The following is a 14,496-nucleotide window of genomic DNA, read 5'->3' on the forward strand; positions in this document are numbered from 1 at the left end:
CACCCGGTGGATTAACCGGTTCGGACAACATCGATGTGCAGTTCGAAGCACTTCGATTCGCCGCCCCCGGAACGCGGGGCGCGCCGCTCCGCGTCAATGACATGACTGACATGCATTGTCCGGGAGCTTGCGCGTTGACCACAAGCAAACCATCTCGATATTCAGCATCCCTGCAACAATATGCCGCAGGAATCGGGAACCGCGCAGCGGTGCGTCAGTGTGCCTCTTCCCAGTTCGCTCCAGCGCCCACTTCGGCGACGAGCGGCACCTTCAGCTTCGCGACGCCGCACATCATTTCCGGCAGTTTCTCGCGCACGAGCGACAGTTCTTCGTCGGGCACCTCGAGCACCAGTTCATCGTGCACCTGCATGATCATCCGCGATGCAAGCTTGTCGCGCGTGAGCCAGTCGTCCACCGCGATCATCGACAGCTTGATCAGGTCGGCCGCGGTGCCCTGCATCGGCGCATTGATTGCCGCGCGCTCGGCCGCCTGGCGGCGCGGGCCGTTGCCGCCGTTGATTTCCGGCAGCCACAGGCGGCGACCGAAAACGGTTTCGACGTAACCCTTCTCCTTCGCGATCGCGCGCGTGTCTTCCATGTACCGCGCGACACCCGGATAGCGGGCGAAATAACGGTCGATATAGAGCTTTGCCGCGTCACGCGTGATGCCGAGGTTCGACGCGAGCCCGAACGCGCTCATCCCGTAGATGAGCCCGAAGTTGATCACCTTCGCGATCCGGCGCTGGTCGGAATTGACCTCCAGCGGCGTCACGCCGAACACCTCGGCGGCCGTCGCGCGGTGGATGTCCTCGCCCTGCGAGAACGCGCGCAGCAGCGACGCGTCGCCCGAGATGTGCGCCATGATCCGCAGTTCGATCTGCGAATAGTCGGCCGACACGATCCGGTGGCCCGGCGATGCGATGAACGCCTCGCGGATCCGCCGGCCTTCGGCCGTGCGCACCGGAATGTTCTGAAGATTCGGATCGTTCGACGCGAGACGGCCCGTCACCGCGACGGCCTGCGCATAGTTCGTGTGCACGCGGCCCGTTGCGGGGTTCACCATGCGCGGCAGCTTGTCGGTATAGGTCGACTTCAGCTTCGACAGCCCGCGATGCTCGAGCAGCAGCTTCGGCAGCGGGTAATCCTCGGCGAGCTTCTGCAGCACTTCTTCGTCGGTCGACGGTGCGCCGCTCGGCGTCTTCTTCACGACCGGCAACTGCAGTTTCTCGAAGAAGATCTGCCCGATCTGCTTCGGCGAGCCGAGATTGAATTCGCCGCCCGCCAGTTCGTATGCCTGCGCTTCGAGTTCGATCAGACGCGTCGCGATTTCGGTGCTCTGCGCGAGCAGGAGCGCGTCGTCGATCAGCACGCCCGTGCGCTCCATCTTGCGCAGCACGAGCGATACAGGCAACTCGATCTCGCGATACACGCGCTCGAGGCCCGGTTCGCGCGCGACCTGCGGATACAGCACGTGATGCAGTTGCAGCGTGATGTCGGCATCCTCGGCCGCATATTCGGCGGCCTGCGCGAGCGCCACTTCGTCGAAGCCGATCTGCTTCGCGCCCTTGCCTGCCACGTCTTCGTACTTGATCGTCTTGACGCCCAGATGACGCAGCGCGAGGCTGTCCATGTCGTGCGTGCGGTGCGATTCGACCACGTACGATTCGAGCAGCGTGTCGTGCTCGATGCCGTTCAGCGCGATGTCGTAGTTCGCGAGCACCTGCGCGTCGTACTTCAGGTGCTGGCCGACTTTCTTGCGATCGGCCGATTCGAGCCACGGCTTCAGGCGTGCGAGCACTTCGTCGAACGGAAGCTGCTCGGGCATGTCGGGGCCACGGTGCGCGACCGGCAGGTACGCGGCCTTGCCCGGCTCGACCGAGAACGACAGACCGACGAGCCGCGCGAGCATCGGGTCGAGCGCGGTCGTCTCGGTGTCGAACGCGGTCAGCGCGGCCGCGTCGATCTTCGCGAACCACGCGTCGAATTGCTCCCAGGTCTGGATCGTGTCGTATTCGCGAACGATGTCGGCCGCCACCACCGGTGCAGGCTCGCCGTCCGGCGCATCGGCATCGCCGCCTTCCGCCGGTGCGCTGTCGACTTCGCGCAGCCACGTCTTGAAGCCGTAGCGCGCGAAGATGTCGCGCAGCAGATCGCGCGCCTCGCCGTCGGTCTTCAGCGACGCTTCGATCGATTCGAGATGCGGCGCGAGATCGCAGGCCGTGTCGACCGTCACGAGCGTGCGGCCGAGCGGCAGGAAGTCGAGCGCGCGGCGCAGGTTGTCGCCGACCACGCCCTTGATGTCGCCCGCGTGCGCGATGACGCCGTCGAGGCTGTCGTATTGCGACAGCCATTTCACGGCCGTCTTCGGCCCGCACTTCTCGACACCCGGCACGTTGTCGACGGTGTCGCCGATCAATGCCAGGTAGTCGATGATCCGCTCGGGCGGCACGCCGAACTTCGCGATCACGCCGTCGCGGTCGAGCGTCTCGTTGGTCATCGTGTTGACGAGCGTGACGTGGTCGGTCACGAGCTGCGCGAGATCCTTGTCGCCCGTCGACACGATCACGTTCATCCCGTGCCGTTCGGCTTCGCGCGCGAGCGTGCCGATCACGTCGTCGGCCTCGACGCCTTCGACCATCAGCAGCGGCCAGCCGAGCGCGCGCACCGCGCCGTGGATCGGTTCGACCTGCAATGCGAGGTCGGGCGGCATCGACGGGCGGTTTGCCTTATAGTCGGCATAAAGGTCGTCGCGGAACGTCTTGCCCTTTGCATCGAACACGCAAGCGCTATACTCTGCACTGACTTCCTTGCGCATACGGCGCAGCATGTTGATGATTCCGTAGAGCGCTCCGGTCGGCTCCCCGCCAGGGCCACGCAAATCAGGCATCGCATGGTAAGCCCGATACAGATAGCTCGAACCGTCAACCAATAGCAGGGTCTTACCTTCCAGATTTCGTTCTTCAGGCATTATGAACAAGAGAAAAGTGATTCCGAGTCTGCGTTCGCTCGCAGATCAAGAGCGCGCGACGGCCAAGAAGGCGCGCGCATCGTGGCAGATGTTCACGATTATGGCAGAGTTTATCGAGGCGACCGAGTACCTGTCGGAGATCCGCCCGGCTGTCAGCATCTACGGTTCTGCCCGCCTCAAACCCGACACGCCGCACTACAAGCTCGCCGCGCAAATCGCGCGCAAGCTGTCCGATGCCGGCTTCGCCGTGATCTCCGGCGGCGGCCCCGGCATCATGGAAGCCGCGAACAAGGGCGCGCACGCCGGCAAGGCGCCGTCGGTCGGCCTGAACATCGAGCTGCCGCACGAGCAGGCCGGCAACCACTACCAGGACATCTCGCTGCGCTTCCGCCACTTCTTCACGCGCAAGGTCACGTTCGTGAAGAATTCGGATGCGGTGATCGTGATGCCGGGCGGTTTCGGCACGCTCGACGAGCTGTCCGAAGTACTCACGCTGATCCAGACGAAAAAATCGCGCCTCGTGCCGATCATTCTCGTCGGCAGCGCGTTCTGGCAGGGGCTGCTGCAGTGGTTCCGCGACCAGCTGATTCCGATGGGCCTCATCAATCCGGAAGACATGGATCTGATGCAGGTGATCGACGATCCCGACCAGGTGCTCGACGCAGTGCTCGCGTTCTATGAGGACAGCGGCGAGGAAGAAGGCGAAGGCTCGGAAGGGCAGCCGCCGCGGCCCGAAGAAGACCGGATGTTCTACCTGTAACCCATCCGCGGCGACAGTCGGCCCGACGGCCGGCGCACTGCTTCCCGCGCGGCAGGCATGGCGATCGGGCCGCCTGCCGCGCGCTACTTTGTAACGCGCTGTTAATTCCGCTTCGCGGCCGCGCGCCGCCGAATGTCAAATTCGCGCGGCCGGCGCCGTGCGATCCAGCGTGGTCGACCGCACCCGCGGCCCCCCATTGTCAAATGTGCGGCCCAATGCCCGCGTCCCGCGCCTGCGAGCCGCCAACCCGCGGTAACAAACACGCCTCGCCTTTTCAGTCGCATGCCAGCACACTGCATTGTGTCGGCGCGGCGTTCCCCCGGTGGAACGATCCCCCCTCGCTTCCATCGCGTCGCGCCGGCCTATTCATAACGACCTCACGGAAAAGAACATGCAACGCTCGCTGATCGCCCTCGCCTTCGCCGGCCTGGGCCTTTCGCTGTCCGGCCTCGCTCATGCCGTCAACGTCGACGTCAACATCGGCACGCCAGCGCCGGTCATCGTCGCGCCCGCGCCCGTCGTGGTCGCTCCGGCGCCCGCGGTCATCATCGGCTGGCATGGCGACCGCTACTGGGACGGCCGCCGTTACTGGGAACGCCGCGAGTGGGAACGTCATCATGGTTACGACGATCGTCGCGGCTACCACTGCCCGCCGGGACACGCGAAGAAGGGTGAGTGCTGAGCAACGCCGCACGGCCGCTCGACACGCAAGGCCGTCCGCGCGCTTCGGCGTCGGGCGGCCTTGTCGTTTATGGCGAACCGCTCCGGGGAAATGAGGCCGCCACCGGGGGGGGTGCGCCTGTGTCATCGCCTGCCTGGCAAAGAGCACTGGCACTTGGTAGGACCGATTACCGCGACCAGCCCACAAGGGTTCTTGGACGGCCCGATCACCGCGCATTTGGCCATGGCCACAGGGATGAAGTGAGCATCACGGAAGCCAGCAGGATTTTGATTTTTATAAGATAGGTTCACTCATCGATCTGATGGGAATCAATCGGGTTCGACTGTTCGTCGTTCCTTGGTGCAAGCGTCGGACAACGCCACGCAGGAGAGCCCATTCTTAATGATAAGAACTACCAAACGTAAAATCGCCAGATAGCGAAAACGGTACTGTCCGGGCAGCGGGTCGGTGCGCCCGACGACGTGCCGATGTCGCCATCGGCTGTGCCGCGACGACTAACGCGGCGTGCTGTCACCGTGCATCGGCGAAGGGATCGCTTATACGCCGTGGTCGCCGCTCGGCCGCGGGCTACCGGCTGGCTCGCGCGGCGCCGGGACGATGCGGTCAGCGATCGACAGCAGATTGCGCCCTGCCCTGGTATGAAGGCCGCGATGCGGTCGCGGCGAGCGTCAACGCGGTCAGGCAGGTGGCGCAGGCGCGCGGGCCGGACAGCGTGCGCGCGTCAGCCGCCGTGAAGCCCGGCGGGGCATCGACATCCCCGCAGGCCGTGCGCCTTACTGAAACGCCACTTCCGCAAAGCTCCGCAGCTTGCGGCTATGCAGCTTGTCGAGCCCGTTCGTGCGCAGGATCTCCATCGCCTTCACGCCGATCTGCAGATGCTGGTCGACCTGCCCGCGATAGAACGTGTCGGCCATGCCCGGCAGCTTCAGCTCGCCGTGCAGCGGCTTGTCCGATACGCACAGCAGCGTACCGTACGGCACGCGGAAGCGGAAGCCGTTCGCGGCGATCGTCGCGCTTTCCATGTCGAGCGCGATCGCACGGCTCTGTGACAGCCGCTGCACGGGCTCGCGATGGTCGCGCAGCTCCCAGTTGCGGTTGTCGACGCTCGCGACCGTGCCCGTGCGCATCACGCGCTTCAGTTCGACGCCCTCGAGCCGCGTGACGTCCGCCACCCCGCGCTCGAGCGCGAGCTGCACTTCGGCGAGCGCCGGGATCGGCACCCACAGCGGCAGGTCGGCGTCGAGCACGTGATCCTCGCGCACGTAACCGTGCGCGAGCACGTAGTCGCCGAGACGCTGCGTGTTGCGCAACCCCGCGCAGTGACCGAGCATCACCCATGCGTGCGGACGCAGCACCGCGATGTGATCGGTGATCGTCTTCGCGTTCGACGGGCCGACGCCGATGTTGACCATCGTGATCCCGCTGCCGTCCGCACGCTTCAGGTGATACGCGGGCATCTGCGGCAGGCGCGGCGGCGCGGCGCCCTCGGCCGGCTCGCTGCCGAGGTTCGCGTTATACGTGACGACATCGCCCGGCTCGACGAACGAGCTGTACTGGCTGCGGTACGCACGCACCTCGGGATCGTCGCTCTCCGTCATCACCGTGCGGCCGAGCTTCACGAATTCGTCGATGTAGAACTGGTAGTTCGTGTAGAGCACGTAGTTCTGGAAATGCGTGGGCGACGTCGCCGTGTAGTGACGCAGCCGGTGCAGCGAGAAGTCGACGCGCGCGGCCGTGAACAGCGCAAGCGGATGCGGCTCGCCCGGCGCCGGCTCGAACGTGCCGTTGACGATGCGGTCGTCGAGATACGACAGGTCGGGCGTGTCGAAGATGTCGCGCATCGCGAGCAGGCGGTCGCGGTCGAGCTCGCCCTCGAGATGGATGCCTTCCGGAAACGCGAAATGGACCGGAATCGGCTGCGACGACACGCCGATCTCGATCTTGACATGGTGGTTCTTCGACAGCAGGCGCAGTTGCTCGCGATAGTAGTTCGCGAAGAGATCGGGGCGCGTGACCGTCGTCTCGAACACGCCGGGGCCGGCGACGAAACCGTACGAGCGGCGCGAATCCACGTGCGTGTTGACGTCGGTGCGGATCCGCACGAACGGGTAGCACGCGCGCACGTGCTCGGTAATCGGTTCGTGGCGGCGATAGCGCGCGAATGCGTCGCGCAGGAAGCCCGTATTCGTGTCGTAAATGGCGGACAGCCGCCCGACGGCGGCGATCGGATCGTCGAAAGCCTCGACCGGCGGGCTTTCGGGCGTCAGCACACGGTGCCGGCGGCTCAGGTCGTTCTTCATTTGTATCACCTCGTCTGATCGAACGACATTACCACGGAACCCGGTCATCCTCATGGCCGCCCATACGCACGCCAGGGCCGGATGGCCCGCAGTATTTGCTAAAATCGATGGGTTCACTGGAGACTCATCATGAAGCCGCTCATTCTCGTCGCCGCTGCCACCGCGTTTGCCGCCGCCAGCGTCGCTTACGCCGCCGGCGCCACGCCTGACGCCGACGCGCAGGCCCGGGCCGAGGCCAACGAAGCCGCCGGCCTGCCCGATCTCCGCAAGATCAACCGGCCTGGCGCCGAAGTCACGTCGAAAGTCGACTTCGCCGACATTCGACGCACGCCGAGCTTCCATGAAAAGAGCAAGAACGGCACCGAGGTCACCGAGTACCGCGACCGCGGCAAGCCGGTCGAGATCGACGTGAAGTCGAACTTCGGCACGCGCTACCAGATGAGCTCGACGCCCGACACGTCGCCGAAGCCGCACGACGCGGGTATCCCGATCACGCGCCTGCCGTCGCTGAACCTGCGCTACTGATTCCGTCGCGCGCCGCATCGATCGCGGCGCGCCGCCTCCCTTCACCTGCTGTCGCGACGCATGCCGCCCGCGTGCCGACACCCTGACCTGACGCATCCCGCATGGCCGTTTTCACTGCTGTTTCCGACTCCGATCTCGCGCAATGGATGCGCCACTACGAACTGGGCGACGTGCTTGCGTTTCGCGGCATTCCGTCCGGTATCGAAAACAGCAATTTCTTCCTGACGACGACGCGCGGCGAATACGTCCTCACGATCTTCGAAAAGCTGACCGCGCAACAACTGCCGTTCTACCTCGACCTGATGCGGCACCTGGCCGGCCACGGCGTGCCGGTGCCGGATCCGGTTCCGCGCGACGACGGCGCGCTGTTCGGCGAGCTGCACGGCAAGCCGGCCGCGATCGTCACGAAGCTCGACGGCGCGGCCGAACTCGCGCCGGGGGTCGAACACTGCATCGAGGTCGGGCAAATGCTTGCGCGCCTGCACCTCGCGGGGCGCGACTATCCGCGCAACCAGCCGAACCTGCGCAGCCTGCCGTGGTGGCAGGAGAACGTGCCGGCGATCGTGCCGTTCATCACGGACGCACAACGCACGCTGCTCGAAGGCGAGCTCGCGCACCAGGCGGCCTTCTTCGCGTCGGACGATTACGCGGCGCTGCCGGCCGGGCCGTGCCATTGCGACCTGTTCCGCGACAACGTTCTGTTCGCGCACGCGGCGCCGGGCACCGGCCACGACGTGCGGCTCGGCGGCTTCTTCGACTTCTATTTCGCCGGCTGCGACAAGTGGCTGTTCGACGTCGCGGTGACCGTCAACGACTGGTGCGTTGACCTCGCGACCGGCGTGCTCGACGTCGCCCGCGCCGATGCGCTGCTGCGCGCGTACCAGACCGTGCGGCCGTTCACGGCCGAGGAGCGCCGCCACTGGAGCGACATGCTGCGCGCGGGCGCGTACCGTTTCTGGGTGTCGCGCCTGTACGACTTCTACCTGCCGCGCGCGGCCGAGATGCTCAAGCCGCACGACCCCGGTCATTTCGAACGCATCCTGCGCGAGCGTATCGCGCATACGCCCGCGCTTCCCGAGATCCAAACCGCATGCAACTGATCGAAGTGCCCGCAAAAACGGGCTATGTCTGGTTCCGTCAAGGCGTCTGGTTGTTCCGCCGGAACCCGCTCGCGTTCATCACGCTGTTCTTCACGTACCTGCTGGCGATCACGCTGGTGTCGATGGTGCCCGTGATCGGCTCGGCGCTGCCGCTGGTGTTCATTCCCGGCATCGCGGTCGGCTTCATGGCCGCGTGCCGCGACACGGTGGCCGGCAAGCCGGTGATGCCGACGATCCTGATCGACGGCTTCCGCTCGTACGGCACCGTCGCGACCCAGCGGCTGCTCGTGCTCGGCGTGATCTACGTCGCGTCGATGGTGCTCGTGTTCGCCGCTTCGTCGTTCGTGGACGGCGGCGCGCTGTTCCACGTGATGATGGGCGCGGCCGACGAAGCGAGCACGACGCCGGAAACGCTCGCCGCGCAAGGCACGTTCGGCGCGCTGATGTTCGCGACGCTGCTGTATCTGCCGATCTCGATGCTGTTCTGGTTCGCGCCGGTGCTCGTCGCATGGCATGACGTCCCGCCCGCCAAGGCGCTGTTCTTCAGCATCGTCAGCTGCTGGCGCAATCGCGGCGCGTTCGTCGTGTACGGCATGCTGTGGTTCGGCGTCGCGCTCGGCACGTCGCTCGCGCTGTCGCTGCTGCTGCAGGCGCTCGGCGCCGGTGGTTATGCGCTGACGATCATGATGCCGGTGACGATCATCATCGTCACGATGCTGTACTGCTCGTTCTACGCGACCTATCGCGGCTGCTTCGGCGTGCAGGAGCCGGACGCGACGACGACCACGTCGGGCCGCTGAAGCCTCCCCCGGCCGGCGCGCGTCGCCGGCCGTCACGCTGTGTCCCGCGCCGGACTGCATCCGGCGCCCGGTCCCATCGCACCCCCTTTCCCGGTATCCATCACCCGCCGCCCTTGGCTGAGCGCCCCTAGCCAGGCGCCCCCTGTTCAACCGTATCTTTTGCGCGCAAAATAATTTGCGTACAAATTGTTAGCGCGTGCGCCGCGCCTCCCGAATCATGGACCGCCCACCCCCGCTGCCCCAGACGCTCGACGAGCAACTGTGCTTCGCGCTCTACTCGACTTCGCACGCGATGACGAAGGCGTACAAGCCGCTGCTCGACAAGCTGTCGCTGACCTATCCCCAATATCTCGCGATGCTCGTGCTGTGGGAGCGCGACGATATCGCGGTGAAGGACATCGCCGCGCGGCTCGACCTCGACCCGGCCACGGTCACGCCGCTGCTCAAGCGGCTGGAAGCGCTCGGCTACGTCGAGCGCGTGCGCAGCGCGGCCGACGAACGCGTCGTGAACGTGCGCGTGACGCCGGAAGGCCGGGCGCTGAAGGACCGCGCGCGCTCGGTGCCCGCCGATCTCTTCTGCGCGATGCAACAAACACCCGAGTTCCTGATCAGGCTGCGCGCCGATCTCCAGCAGTTGCGCGATGCGCTGTCGGCCGCCAACGAACGCTGACGAACCGAGCGTCGGCCGACCGACCCGGCACTGCCGGGTTTTTCTTCAAAATTTCATTTGCACACTAATGATTAGTGTTCTATATTTTATCCGTGGCCGGCGACATTCCATTCGACCGGGCCGCTTTTCTCCCCTTTTCCCGACAGGAGCTGCACGATGAACATTCTGTACAAGACGAGCGCCACGAGCACGGGCGGCCGCGACGGCCGCGCGGTCTCCGCCGACAACAAGCTGGAAGTGAAGCTGGCCGCGCCGCGCGAACTCGGCGGCACAGGCGCGGAAGGCACGAATCCGGAACAGCTGTTTGCCGCAGGTTACTCGGCGTGCTTCCTGAGCGCGATGAAATTCGTCGCCGGCCAGAACAAGCAGGTGCTGCCGGCCGATACGCAGGTCACGGCGGAAGTGGGCATCGGCCCGAACGACGCAGGCGGCTTCGGGCTCGACATCGAGCTGCGCGTGTCGCTGCCTGGGCTCGACAAGGCCGACGCGCAGGCGCTGGTCGAAAAGGCACACCACGTGTGCCCGTATTCGAACGCAACGCGCAACAACGTGCCGGTGCGCCTGACGGTCGTCTGACGCGACGCAGGACGACGAATGCAAAAAGGGCGCGTGCGGCATCAAGCCGCACGCGCCCTTTTGCGTGACTCGCCGGAACGGCGGGCCGGCTGGCCCGCCTTGCGCTGCTTAGCGCGCGCCGAACGAATACGGGCGGTTCATCGACGCTTCGCGATCGATCTTGCGCATACGGAATTCGAGATCGTGGATGTCGGTTGCTTCGGACAGGTACGCCTCGGCTCGCTCTTTACGGGCCGTTTCAGCGTTCTTGGTCAGCATCAGGAAGAGGTGGCTCAGCAGGTACATGTTCGATCTCGCAATCCAAAGGTTCTTTGACTAGGGTTTTCCCGAATTATAGGGAAAACCCTAGGCTTTGGCCAGCATTGATCAAACGATGCGTCGTTCGGTCGCCACAGTGCGACGGCGTGCTTCGAAAAAGGCCCAGATCATCGCGCTCGCATCGGGGCCGACGGCCGCATGAAACGGCACGGCTTCGTCGCCGCCGGCCCACGCGTGATCGAGCCCTTTCACATGGCACAGCCGCACGACCGGTTCGCCGTCGCGGCAGACATCGGTGATCTGTGCGCCCGCGTCGCGCGTCTCGACGCGTTCGCCGCCGCGCAGCGCGCCGCGGCTGTCGGCGAGCCCGTTCAGTCGCATGAACTGCACCGTCAGCTGGTCGGCGTTCTTCGGCGCGACGACATGGTCGCCGCCGCCCTGGACGATCAGCGCGGGCATGCCCGGATACGCAGCGGCATCGACCAGCGCATCGACAGCCGCGGCCGGGTTCTGCCGCACGCCGCGCCGCATCACGTCCATCGCGGTAATGCCGGAGTTCGCCTCGCCGAGCGCGGGGCCCGAGTGCAGCGCCACCGCCGCGAAGCGGTCGGGATGGTGCAGCGCAAGAAGCGACGCGAGACCCGCGCCGGCCGACAGCCCCGCGACATAGACGCGCGACGCGTCGAAACCGCGTTCGTCGACGAGCGCATCGACCAGCGACGCAACCGCGTTCGCCTCGCCGCGGCCCGCGCGGTCGGTATCTTCATACCAGTGCCAGCAGCCGTGCGCATGTGCGCGCAGCGACTGCTCCGGATACAGCACCGCAAAACCGTGCTTGTCGGCCAGCAGGTTCATCCGCGTACCCTGCACGAATTCATCGACGGACTGCTGGCAGCCGTGCAGCATCACGACGAGCGGCATCGCGCCGCGCCGGCGGCCGGGCGGCACGTACAGGCCGTACGCGAGATTCTGGACGAGACGCCCGAGCGCGGGCGCCATCGGATGCTCGCCGCGCGTCCACTCGCCCGCCGCCCACGCCGCAGCGCGCGGGCGCACGCGCGATTCGCGCGGCGGGGACAGATCGGATACGGCGGGAGAGGCGGCAGCCTCGAGTGCGTCGCGGGTAATGCGCTGTGCATCGCGCGCAGCACGCTTGGCGACCGGAGACAGCACGCGTTTCATGCCGCCCAGCCACACCTTGGTCAGACTTTTGGTCATCGATCGGGCTCGCTGTCAGGAAAAATAGGGGTGCCATGAGGGCACCGCAACGGATGCATCGTTCGACTTTGTGCAATGCACCATAACATTGTTTCTGGGATTTTTCCTGCACGTGGTTAGTTCCCGACGGCGCAAAAAACGGGGCTCGTGCACACGCGGCGCTATACTGGAGTTTCGCCGCTTGTATCCGTTGTAGTCGTTCTTCCCGGCTCGCGCGTTGATTTAAGCATCCTCCCCGCCTCCGTTCGTCCCTTCCCGATGTTCGACCTGTCATCTAGCCTGTGGATCATGATCACCGCGTTCGGCGGCGCCGGCCTGACCTTGCCGCTCGCGATCACGATCGCCGTCTGGCTCGCGCTCGGCTACTCGCGACAGCGCGCGGTCGCGTGGCTCGGCGTGCTCGCGGCCGCGATCGGCGTGGTCGCGCTGACGAAGATCGCGTTCCTCGGCTGGGGCATCGGCATCCGTGCGTGGGATTTCACGGGCTTCAGCGGCCACGCGATGCTGTCGACGTCGGTCTATCCGGTCGCGATTTTCCTGATGCTGATCCGCACGCGCACGCCGGTGCGGATCGCCGGCATCGCGCTCGGGCTCGCGGCCGGTGTCGCGGTCGGCGTGTCGCGCGTCGCGCTCGACGCGCATTCGCCGTCCGAATCGATCACCGGCTGCATCGTCGGCGCGATCGCCGCGCTCGCGTTCATCGCCGGCTCGTGGCGCGCGGTGCCGCACCGCTGGTCGGTGCCCGCGGTCGTCGCGAGCCTCGTGCTCGTCACCGTCGCGCTGCATGGCATCACGGTGCCGTCGCATCGCTGGGTCACCAAGGTTGCGCTGGAGCTGTCGGGCCACGAGCGCCCGTTCGTCCGCGCGCGCTGGAAGGCCAACCCGAACTATCGCCCCGCGTCGCAGCCGTCGTCGCTGCAGCGCACCGAATCGCCGACGCACACGCTGCACGCGTGACGGGCGGCCCGGCCGTCACGCCCACCATTCTTCAGGCCTGACCATTTCATGCGCACCGTCGCATGAGCGGTATGTCGAGCGTTATAACCCGCCCTATATTACGATTACGGTTTCCACCCATTCACGCGAATCCACCATGCGCTCAACCGTCCGTCCGCTTCGCCGCACCCTGCTCCGCCTGCTGCCGATCGCCGCGCTTGCCGCCGCCGGTGTGGCGTTCAGCGCGCCCGCTTGCGCCGACGAACTGGTCGTGTCGGCCGCCGCCAGCCTGACGAACGCGTTCAAGGCGGTCGGCGACGCGTACCAGAAGCAGCATCCGGACACCAAGGTGCTGTTCAACTTCGGCGCGTCGGACGTGCTGATGCAGCAGATCGCCAAGGGCGCGCCGGCCGACGTGTTCGCGTCGGCCGACCAGAAGGCGATGGATCGGGCGGCTGACGAAAAGGTGATCGTGCCCGGCACGCGCCGCGATTTCGCGGCGAACTCGCTCGTGCTGATCGTGCCGGCGGACAGCCGCGCGGCCGCGCCGACGTCGCTGAACGACCTGACGGCGCCCGGCGTGAAGCGCATCGCGTACGGCGACCCGGCATCGGTACCGGTCGGCCGCTACACCGAAGGCGCGCTGCGCGCGGCCGGCGTGTGGGATGCCGTCAGCGCGAAGGGCGTGCTGGCCGCCAACGTGCGCCAGAGCCTCGACTACGTCGCGCGCGGCGAGGTCGACGCGGGCTTCGTGTTCGGCACCGACGCCGCAATCATGCCCGGCCGCGTGAAGATCGCGCTGACGGTGCCGACCAAGACGGCCATCACCTATCCGATCGCCGTGGTCAAGGACAGCCGCCACGCCGCGCAGGCGCAGTCGTTCATCGACTTCGTCGCGTCGCCGCAGGGCCAGGCCGTGCTGTCGACGTTCGGCTTCAAGCCCGCGGGCAAGTGAGCGTATCGCGATGCAAGACGCCTGGGTACCGCTGCTGTTGTCGCTGAAGGTCGCCGGCTGGGCGACCGCGCTCGACATCGTGCTCGGCGTCGCCGCCGCGTTCATGCTCGCGCGCTGGCGCTCGCCGCTGCGCGATGTCGTCGATTCGCTGCTGACGCTGCCGCTCGTGCTGCCGCCGACGGTGCTCGGCTATTACCTGCTCGTGCTGCTCGGCCGGCGCGGCGTGTTCGGCGCGTGGCTCGACAAGCTCGGCATCGAGCTCGTCTTCACGTGGCAAGGCGCGGTCATCGCATCGATGGTCGTCGCGTTTCCGCTGATCCTGAAGTCGGCGCGTGCCGCGTTCGAAGGTGTCGATCCGCATCTCGAGCGCGCCGCGCGCACGCTCGGGCTCGGCGAAGCCGCGGTGTTCTTCCGCGTGACGCTGCCGCTCGCCACGCGCGGGATTCTCGCGGGTGCGCTGCTCGCGTTCGCGCGCGCGCTCGGCGAATTCGGCGCGACGCTGATGATCGCGGGCAACCTGCCCGGCCGCACGCAGACGCTGTCGGTTGCAATCTATGCGGCCGTGCAGGCCGGCGACGACAACACGGCCAACTTCCTCGTGCTGGTGACGTCGATCACCTGCGTGCTCGTGCTGCTCGCGACCGGCTGGCTCGTGCCGTCGCGCGCCCGGCGGAGCCAGTTGACATGAAGCGCCTGCCTTGTCCGTATCGCCTGTGTCGTGCGGCGGCCGGATTGCTTCGGCGGAGGC

15 protein-coding genes are annotated in these 14,496 nt (G+C 66.4%); 10 read left to right on the top strand and 5 right to left on the bottom strand.

Annotated features, from left to right (window positions below; genetic code table 11):
- Positions 1–214: 214 nt before the first annotated feature.
- Positions 215–2,968 carry a DNA polymerase I gene (gene polA / locus GD429_RS03270; RefSeq protein WP_152855645.1) on the bottom strand — a complete coding sequence of 918 codons (2,754 nt, stop codon included), beginning with the start codon at positions 2,966–2,968 and terminating at the stop codon, positions 215–217.
- A 1-nt stretch (position 2,969) separates the two neighbouring features.
- On the opposite strand from polA, the gene GD429_RS03275 reads away from it, so the two are divergent.
- Together GD429_RS03275 and GD429_RS03280 are read left to right on the top strand one after the other, a co-directional pair.
- Complete coding sequence (locus GD429_RS03275; RefSeq protein ID WP_152855646.1) at positions 2,970–3,728, top strand: TIGR00730 family Rossman fold protein; 759 nt, start codon at positions 2,970–2,972, stop codon at positions 3,726–3,728.
- 391 nt (positions 3,729–4,119) lie between these two features.
- Complete coding sequence (locus GD429_RS03280; RefSeq protein ID WP_105393500.1) at positions 4,120–4,410, top strand: hypothetical protein; 291 nt, start codon at positions 4,120–4,122, stop codon at positions 4,408–4,410.
- A gap of 122 nt (positions 4,411–4,532) precedes the next feature.
- Here the strand turns inward: GD429_RS03280 and GD429_RS41975 are convergent, their stop codons facing one another.
- Together GD429_RS41975 and GD429_RS03285 are read right to left on the bottom strand one after the other, a co-directional pair.
- Entirely contained in the window at positions 4,533–4,634 is a 102-nt protein-coding gene (locus GD429_RS41975; protein ID WP_415748923.1) for a hypothetical protein, read from the bottom strand.
- Positions 4,635–5,183: 549 nt separating this feature from the next.
- Positions 5,184–6,710 (bottom strand): AMP nucleosidase, encoded by a 1,527-nt coding sequence (locus GD429_RS03285; protein WP_152855647.1) that lies wholly within the window; start codon positions 6,708–6,710, stop codon positions 5,184–5,186.
- Between the two features lie 129 nt (positions 6,711–6,839).
- Between GD429_RS03285 and GD429_RS03290 the strand changes: the two genes are divergently transcribed.
- From GD429_RS03290 to GD429_RS03310, 5 genes are all read left to right on the top strand, one after another.
- On the top strand, positions 6,840–7,235 hold the full coding sequence (locus tag GD429_RS03290) for a hypothetical protein (protein ID WP_152855648.1): 396 nt from the start codon (positions 6,840–6,842) through the stop codon (positions 7,233–7,235).
- A 101-nt stretch (positions 7,236–7,336) separates the two neighbouring features.
- Positions 7,337–8,335, top strand: a complete 999-nt coding sequence (locus GD429_RS03295) for a homoserine kinase (protein ID WP_152855649.1) — start codon at positions 7,337–7,339, stop codon at positions 8,333–8,335.
- Positions 8,326–9,135: a BPSS1780 family membrane protein gene (locus GD429_RS03300; protein ID WP_152855650.1), complete on the top strand. Its 810-nt coding sequence runs from the start codon at positions 8,326–8,328 to the stop codon at positions 9,133–9,135. Before GD429_RS03295 ends, GD429_RS03300 begins: the two co-directional genes overlap by 10 nt.
- 217 nt (positions 9,136–9,352) lie before the next feature.
- Entirely contained in the window at positions 9,353–9,805 is a 453-nt protein-coding gene (locus GD429_RS03305; RefSeq protein WP_152855651.1) for a MarR family winged helix-turn-helix transcriptional regulator, read from the top strand.
- A gap of 156 nt (positions 9,806–9,961) precedes the next feature.
- On the top strand, positions 9,962–10,381 hold the full coding sequence (locus tag GD429_RS03310) for an organic hydroperoxide resistance protein (protein WP_152855652.1): 420 nt from the start codon (positions 9,962–9,964) through the stop codon (positions 10,379–10,381).
- 108 nt (positions 10,382–10,489) lie between these two features.
- On the opposite strand, the gene GD429_RS03315 is transcribed toward GD429_RS03310, so the two are convergent.
- Positions 10,490–10,666, bottom strand: coding sequence for a DUF3563 family protein (locus GD429_RS03315; RefSeq protein ID WP_152855653.1), 177 nt, complete (start codon positions 10,664–10,666; stop codon positions 10,490–10,492).
- An 81-nt stretch (positions 10,667–10,747) separates the two neighbouring features.
- Positions 10,748–11,857, bottom strand: coding sequence for a PHB depolymerase family esterase (locus GD429_RS03320; RefSeq protein WP_152855654.1), 1,110 nt, complete (start codon positions 11,855–11,857; stop codon positions 10,748–10,750).
- 258 nt (positions 11,858–12,115) lie between these two features.
- Between GD429_RS03320 and GD429_RS03325 the strand changes: the two genes are divergently transcribed.
- The 3 genes from GD429_RS03325 (at position 12,116) to modB (ending at position 14,436) form a co-directional block, all read left to right on the top strand.
- Positions 12,116–12,814: a phosphatase PAP2 family protein gene (locus GD429_RS03325; protein WP_152855655.1), complete on the top strand. Its 699-nt coding sequence runs from the start codon at positions 12,116–12,118 to the stop codon at positions 12,812–12,814.
- Between the two features lie 136 nt (positions 12,815–12,950).
- The gene (gene modA / locus GD429_RS03330) at positions 12,951–13,748 is read left to right on the top strand and encodes a molybdate ABC transporter substrate-binding protein (RefSeq protein ID WP_152855656.1); all 798 of its coding nucleotides are present in this window, start codon (positions 12,951–12,953) and stop codon (positions 13,746–13,748) included.
- 10 nt (positions 13,749–13,758) lie between these two features.
- On the top strand, positions 13,759–14,436 hold the full coding sequence (gene modB / locus GD429_RS03335; protein WP_152855657.1) for a molybdate ABC transporter permease subunit: 678 nt from the start codon (positions 13,759–13,761) through the stop codon (positions 14,434–14,436).
- Positions 14,437–14,496: the final 60 nt, after the last annotated feature.

Source organism: Burkholderia sp. BE17, from assembly GCF_009362305.1.
Lineage (GTDB): Bacteria > Pseudomonadota > Gammaproteobacteria > Burkholderiales > Burkholderiaceae > Burkholderia > Burkholderia pyrrocinia_C.

Coding starts and splice junctions, on each gene's coding strand:
- GD429_RS41975 (WP_415748923.1), bottom strand. CDS start 4,634: ATGGCCAAATGCGCGGTGATCGGGCCGTCCAAGAACCCTTGTGGGCTG.
- GD429_RS03300 (WP_152855650.1), top strand. CDS start 8,326: ATGCAACTGATCGAAGTGCCCGCAAAAACGGGCTATGTCTGGTTCCGT.
- GD429_RS03320 (WP_152855654.1), bottom strand. CDS start 11,857: ATGACCAAAAGTCTGACCAAGGTGTGGCTGGGCGGCATGAAACGCGTG.
- GD429_RS03275 (WP_152855646.1), top strand. CDS start 2,970: ATGAACAAGAGAAAAGTGATTCCGAGTCTGCGTTCGCTCGCAGATCAA.
- polA (WP_152855645.1), bottom strand. CDS start 2,968: ATGCCTGAAGAACGAAATCTGGAAGGTAAGACCCTGCTATTGGTTGAC.
- GD429_RS03285 (WP_152855647.1), bottom strand. CDS start 6,710: ATGAAGAACGACCTGAGCCGCCGGCACCGTGTGCTGACGCCCGAAAGC.
- GD429_RS03305 (WP_152855651.1), top strand. CDS start 9,353: ATGGACCGCCCACCCCCGCTGCCCCAGACGCTCGACGAGCAACTGTGC.
- modA (WP_152855656.1), top strand. CDS start 12,951: ATGCGCTCAACCGTCCGTCCGCTTCGCCGCACCCTGCTCCGCCTGCTG.
- GD429_RS03295 (WP_152855649.1), top strand. CDS start 7,337: ATGGCCGTTTTCACTGCTGTTTCCGACTCCGATCTCGCGCAATGGATG.
- modB (WP_152855657.1), top strand. CDS start 13,759: ATGCAAGACGCCTGGGTACCGCTGCTGTTGTCGCTGAAGGTCGCCGGC.
- GD429_RS03290 (WP_152855648.1), top strand. CDS start 6,840: ATGAAGCCGCTCATTCTCGTCGCCGCTGCCACCGCGTTTGCCGCCGCC.
- GD429_RS03315 (WP_152855653.1), bottom strand. CDS start 10,666: ATGTACCTGCTGAGCCACCTCTTCCTGATGCTGACCAAGAACGCTGAA.
- GD429_RS03325 (WP_152855655.1), top strand. CDS start 12,116: ATGTTCGACCTGTCATCTAGCCTGTGGATCATGATCACCGCGTTCGGC.
- GD429_RS03310 (WP_152855652.1), top strand. CDS start 9,962: ATGAACATTCTGTACAAGACGAGCGCCACGAGCACGGGCGGCCGCGAC.
- GD429_RS03280 (WP_105393500.1), top strand. CDS start 4,120: ATGCAACGCTCGCTGATCGCCCTCGCCTTCGCCGGCCTGGGCCTTTCG.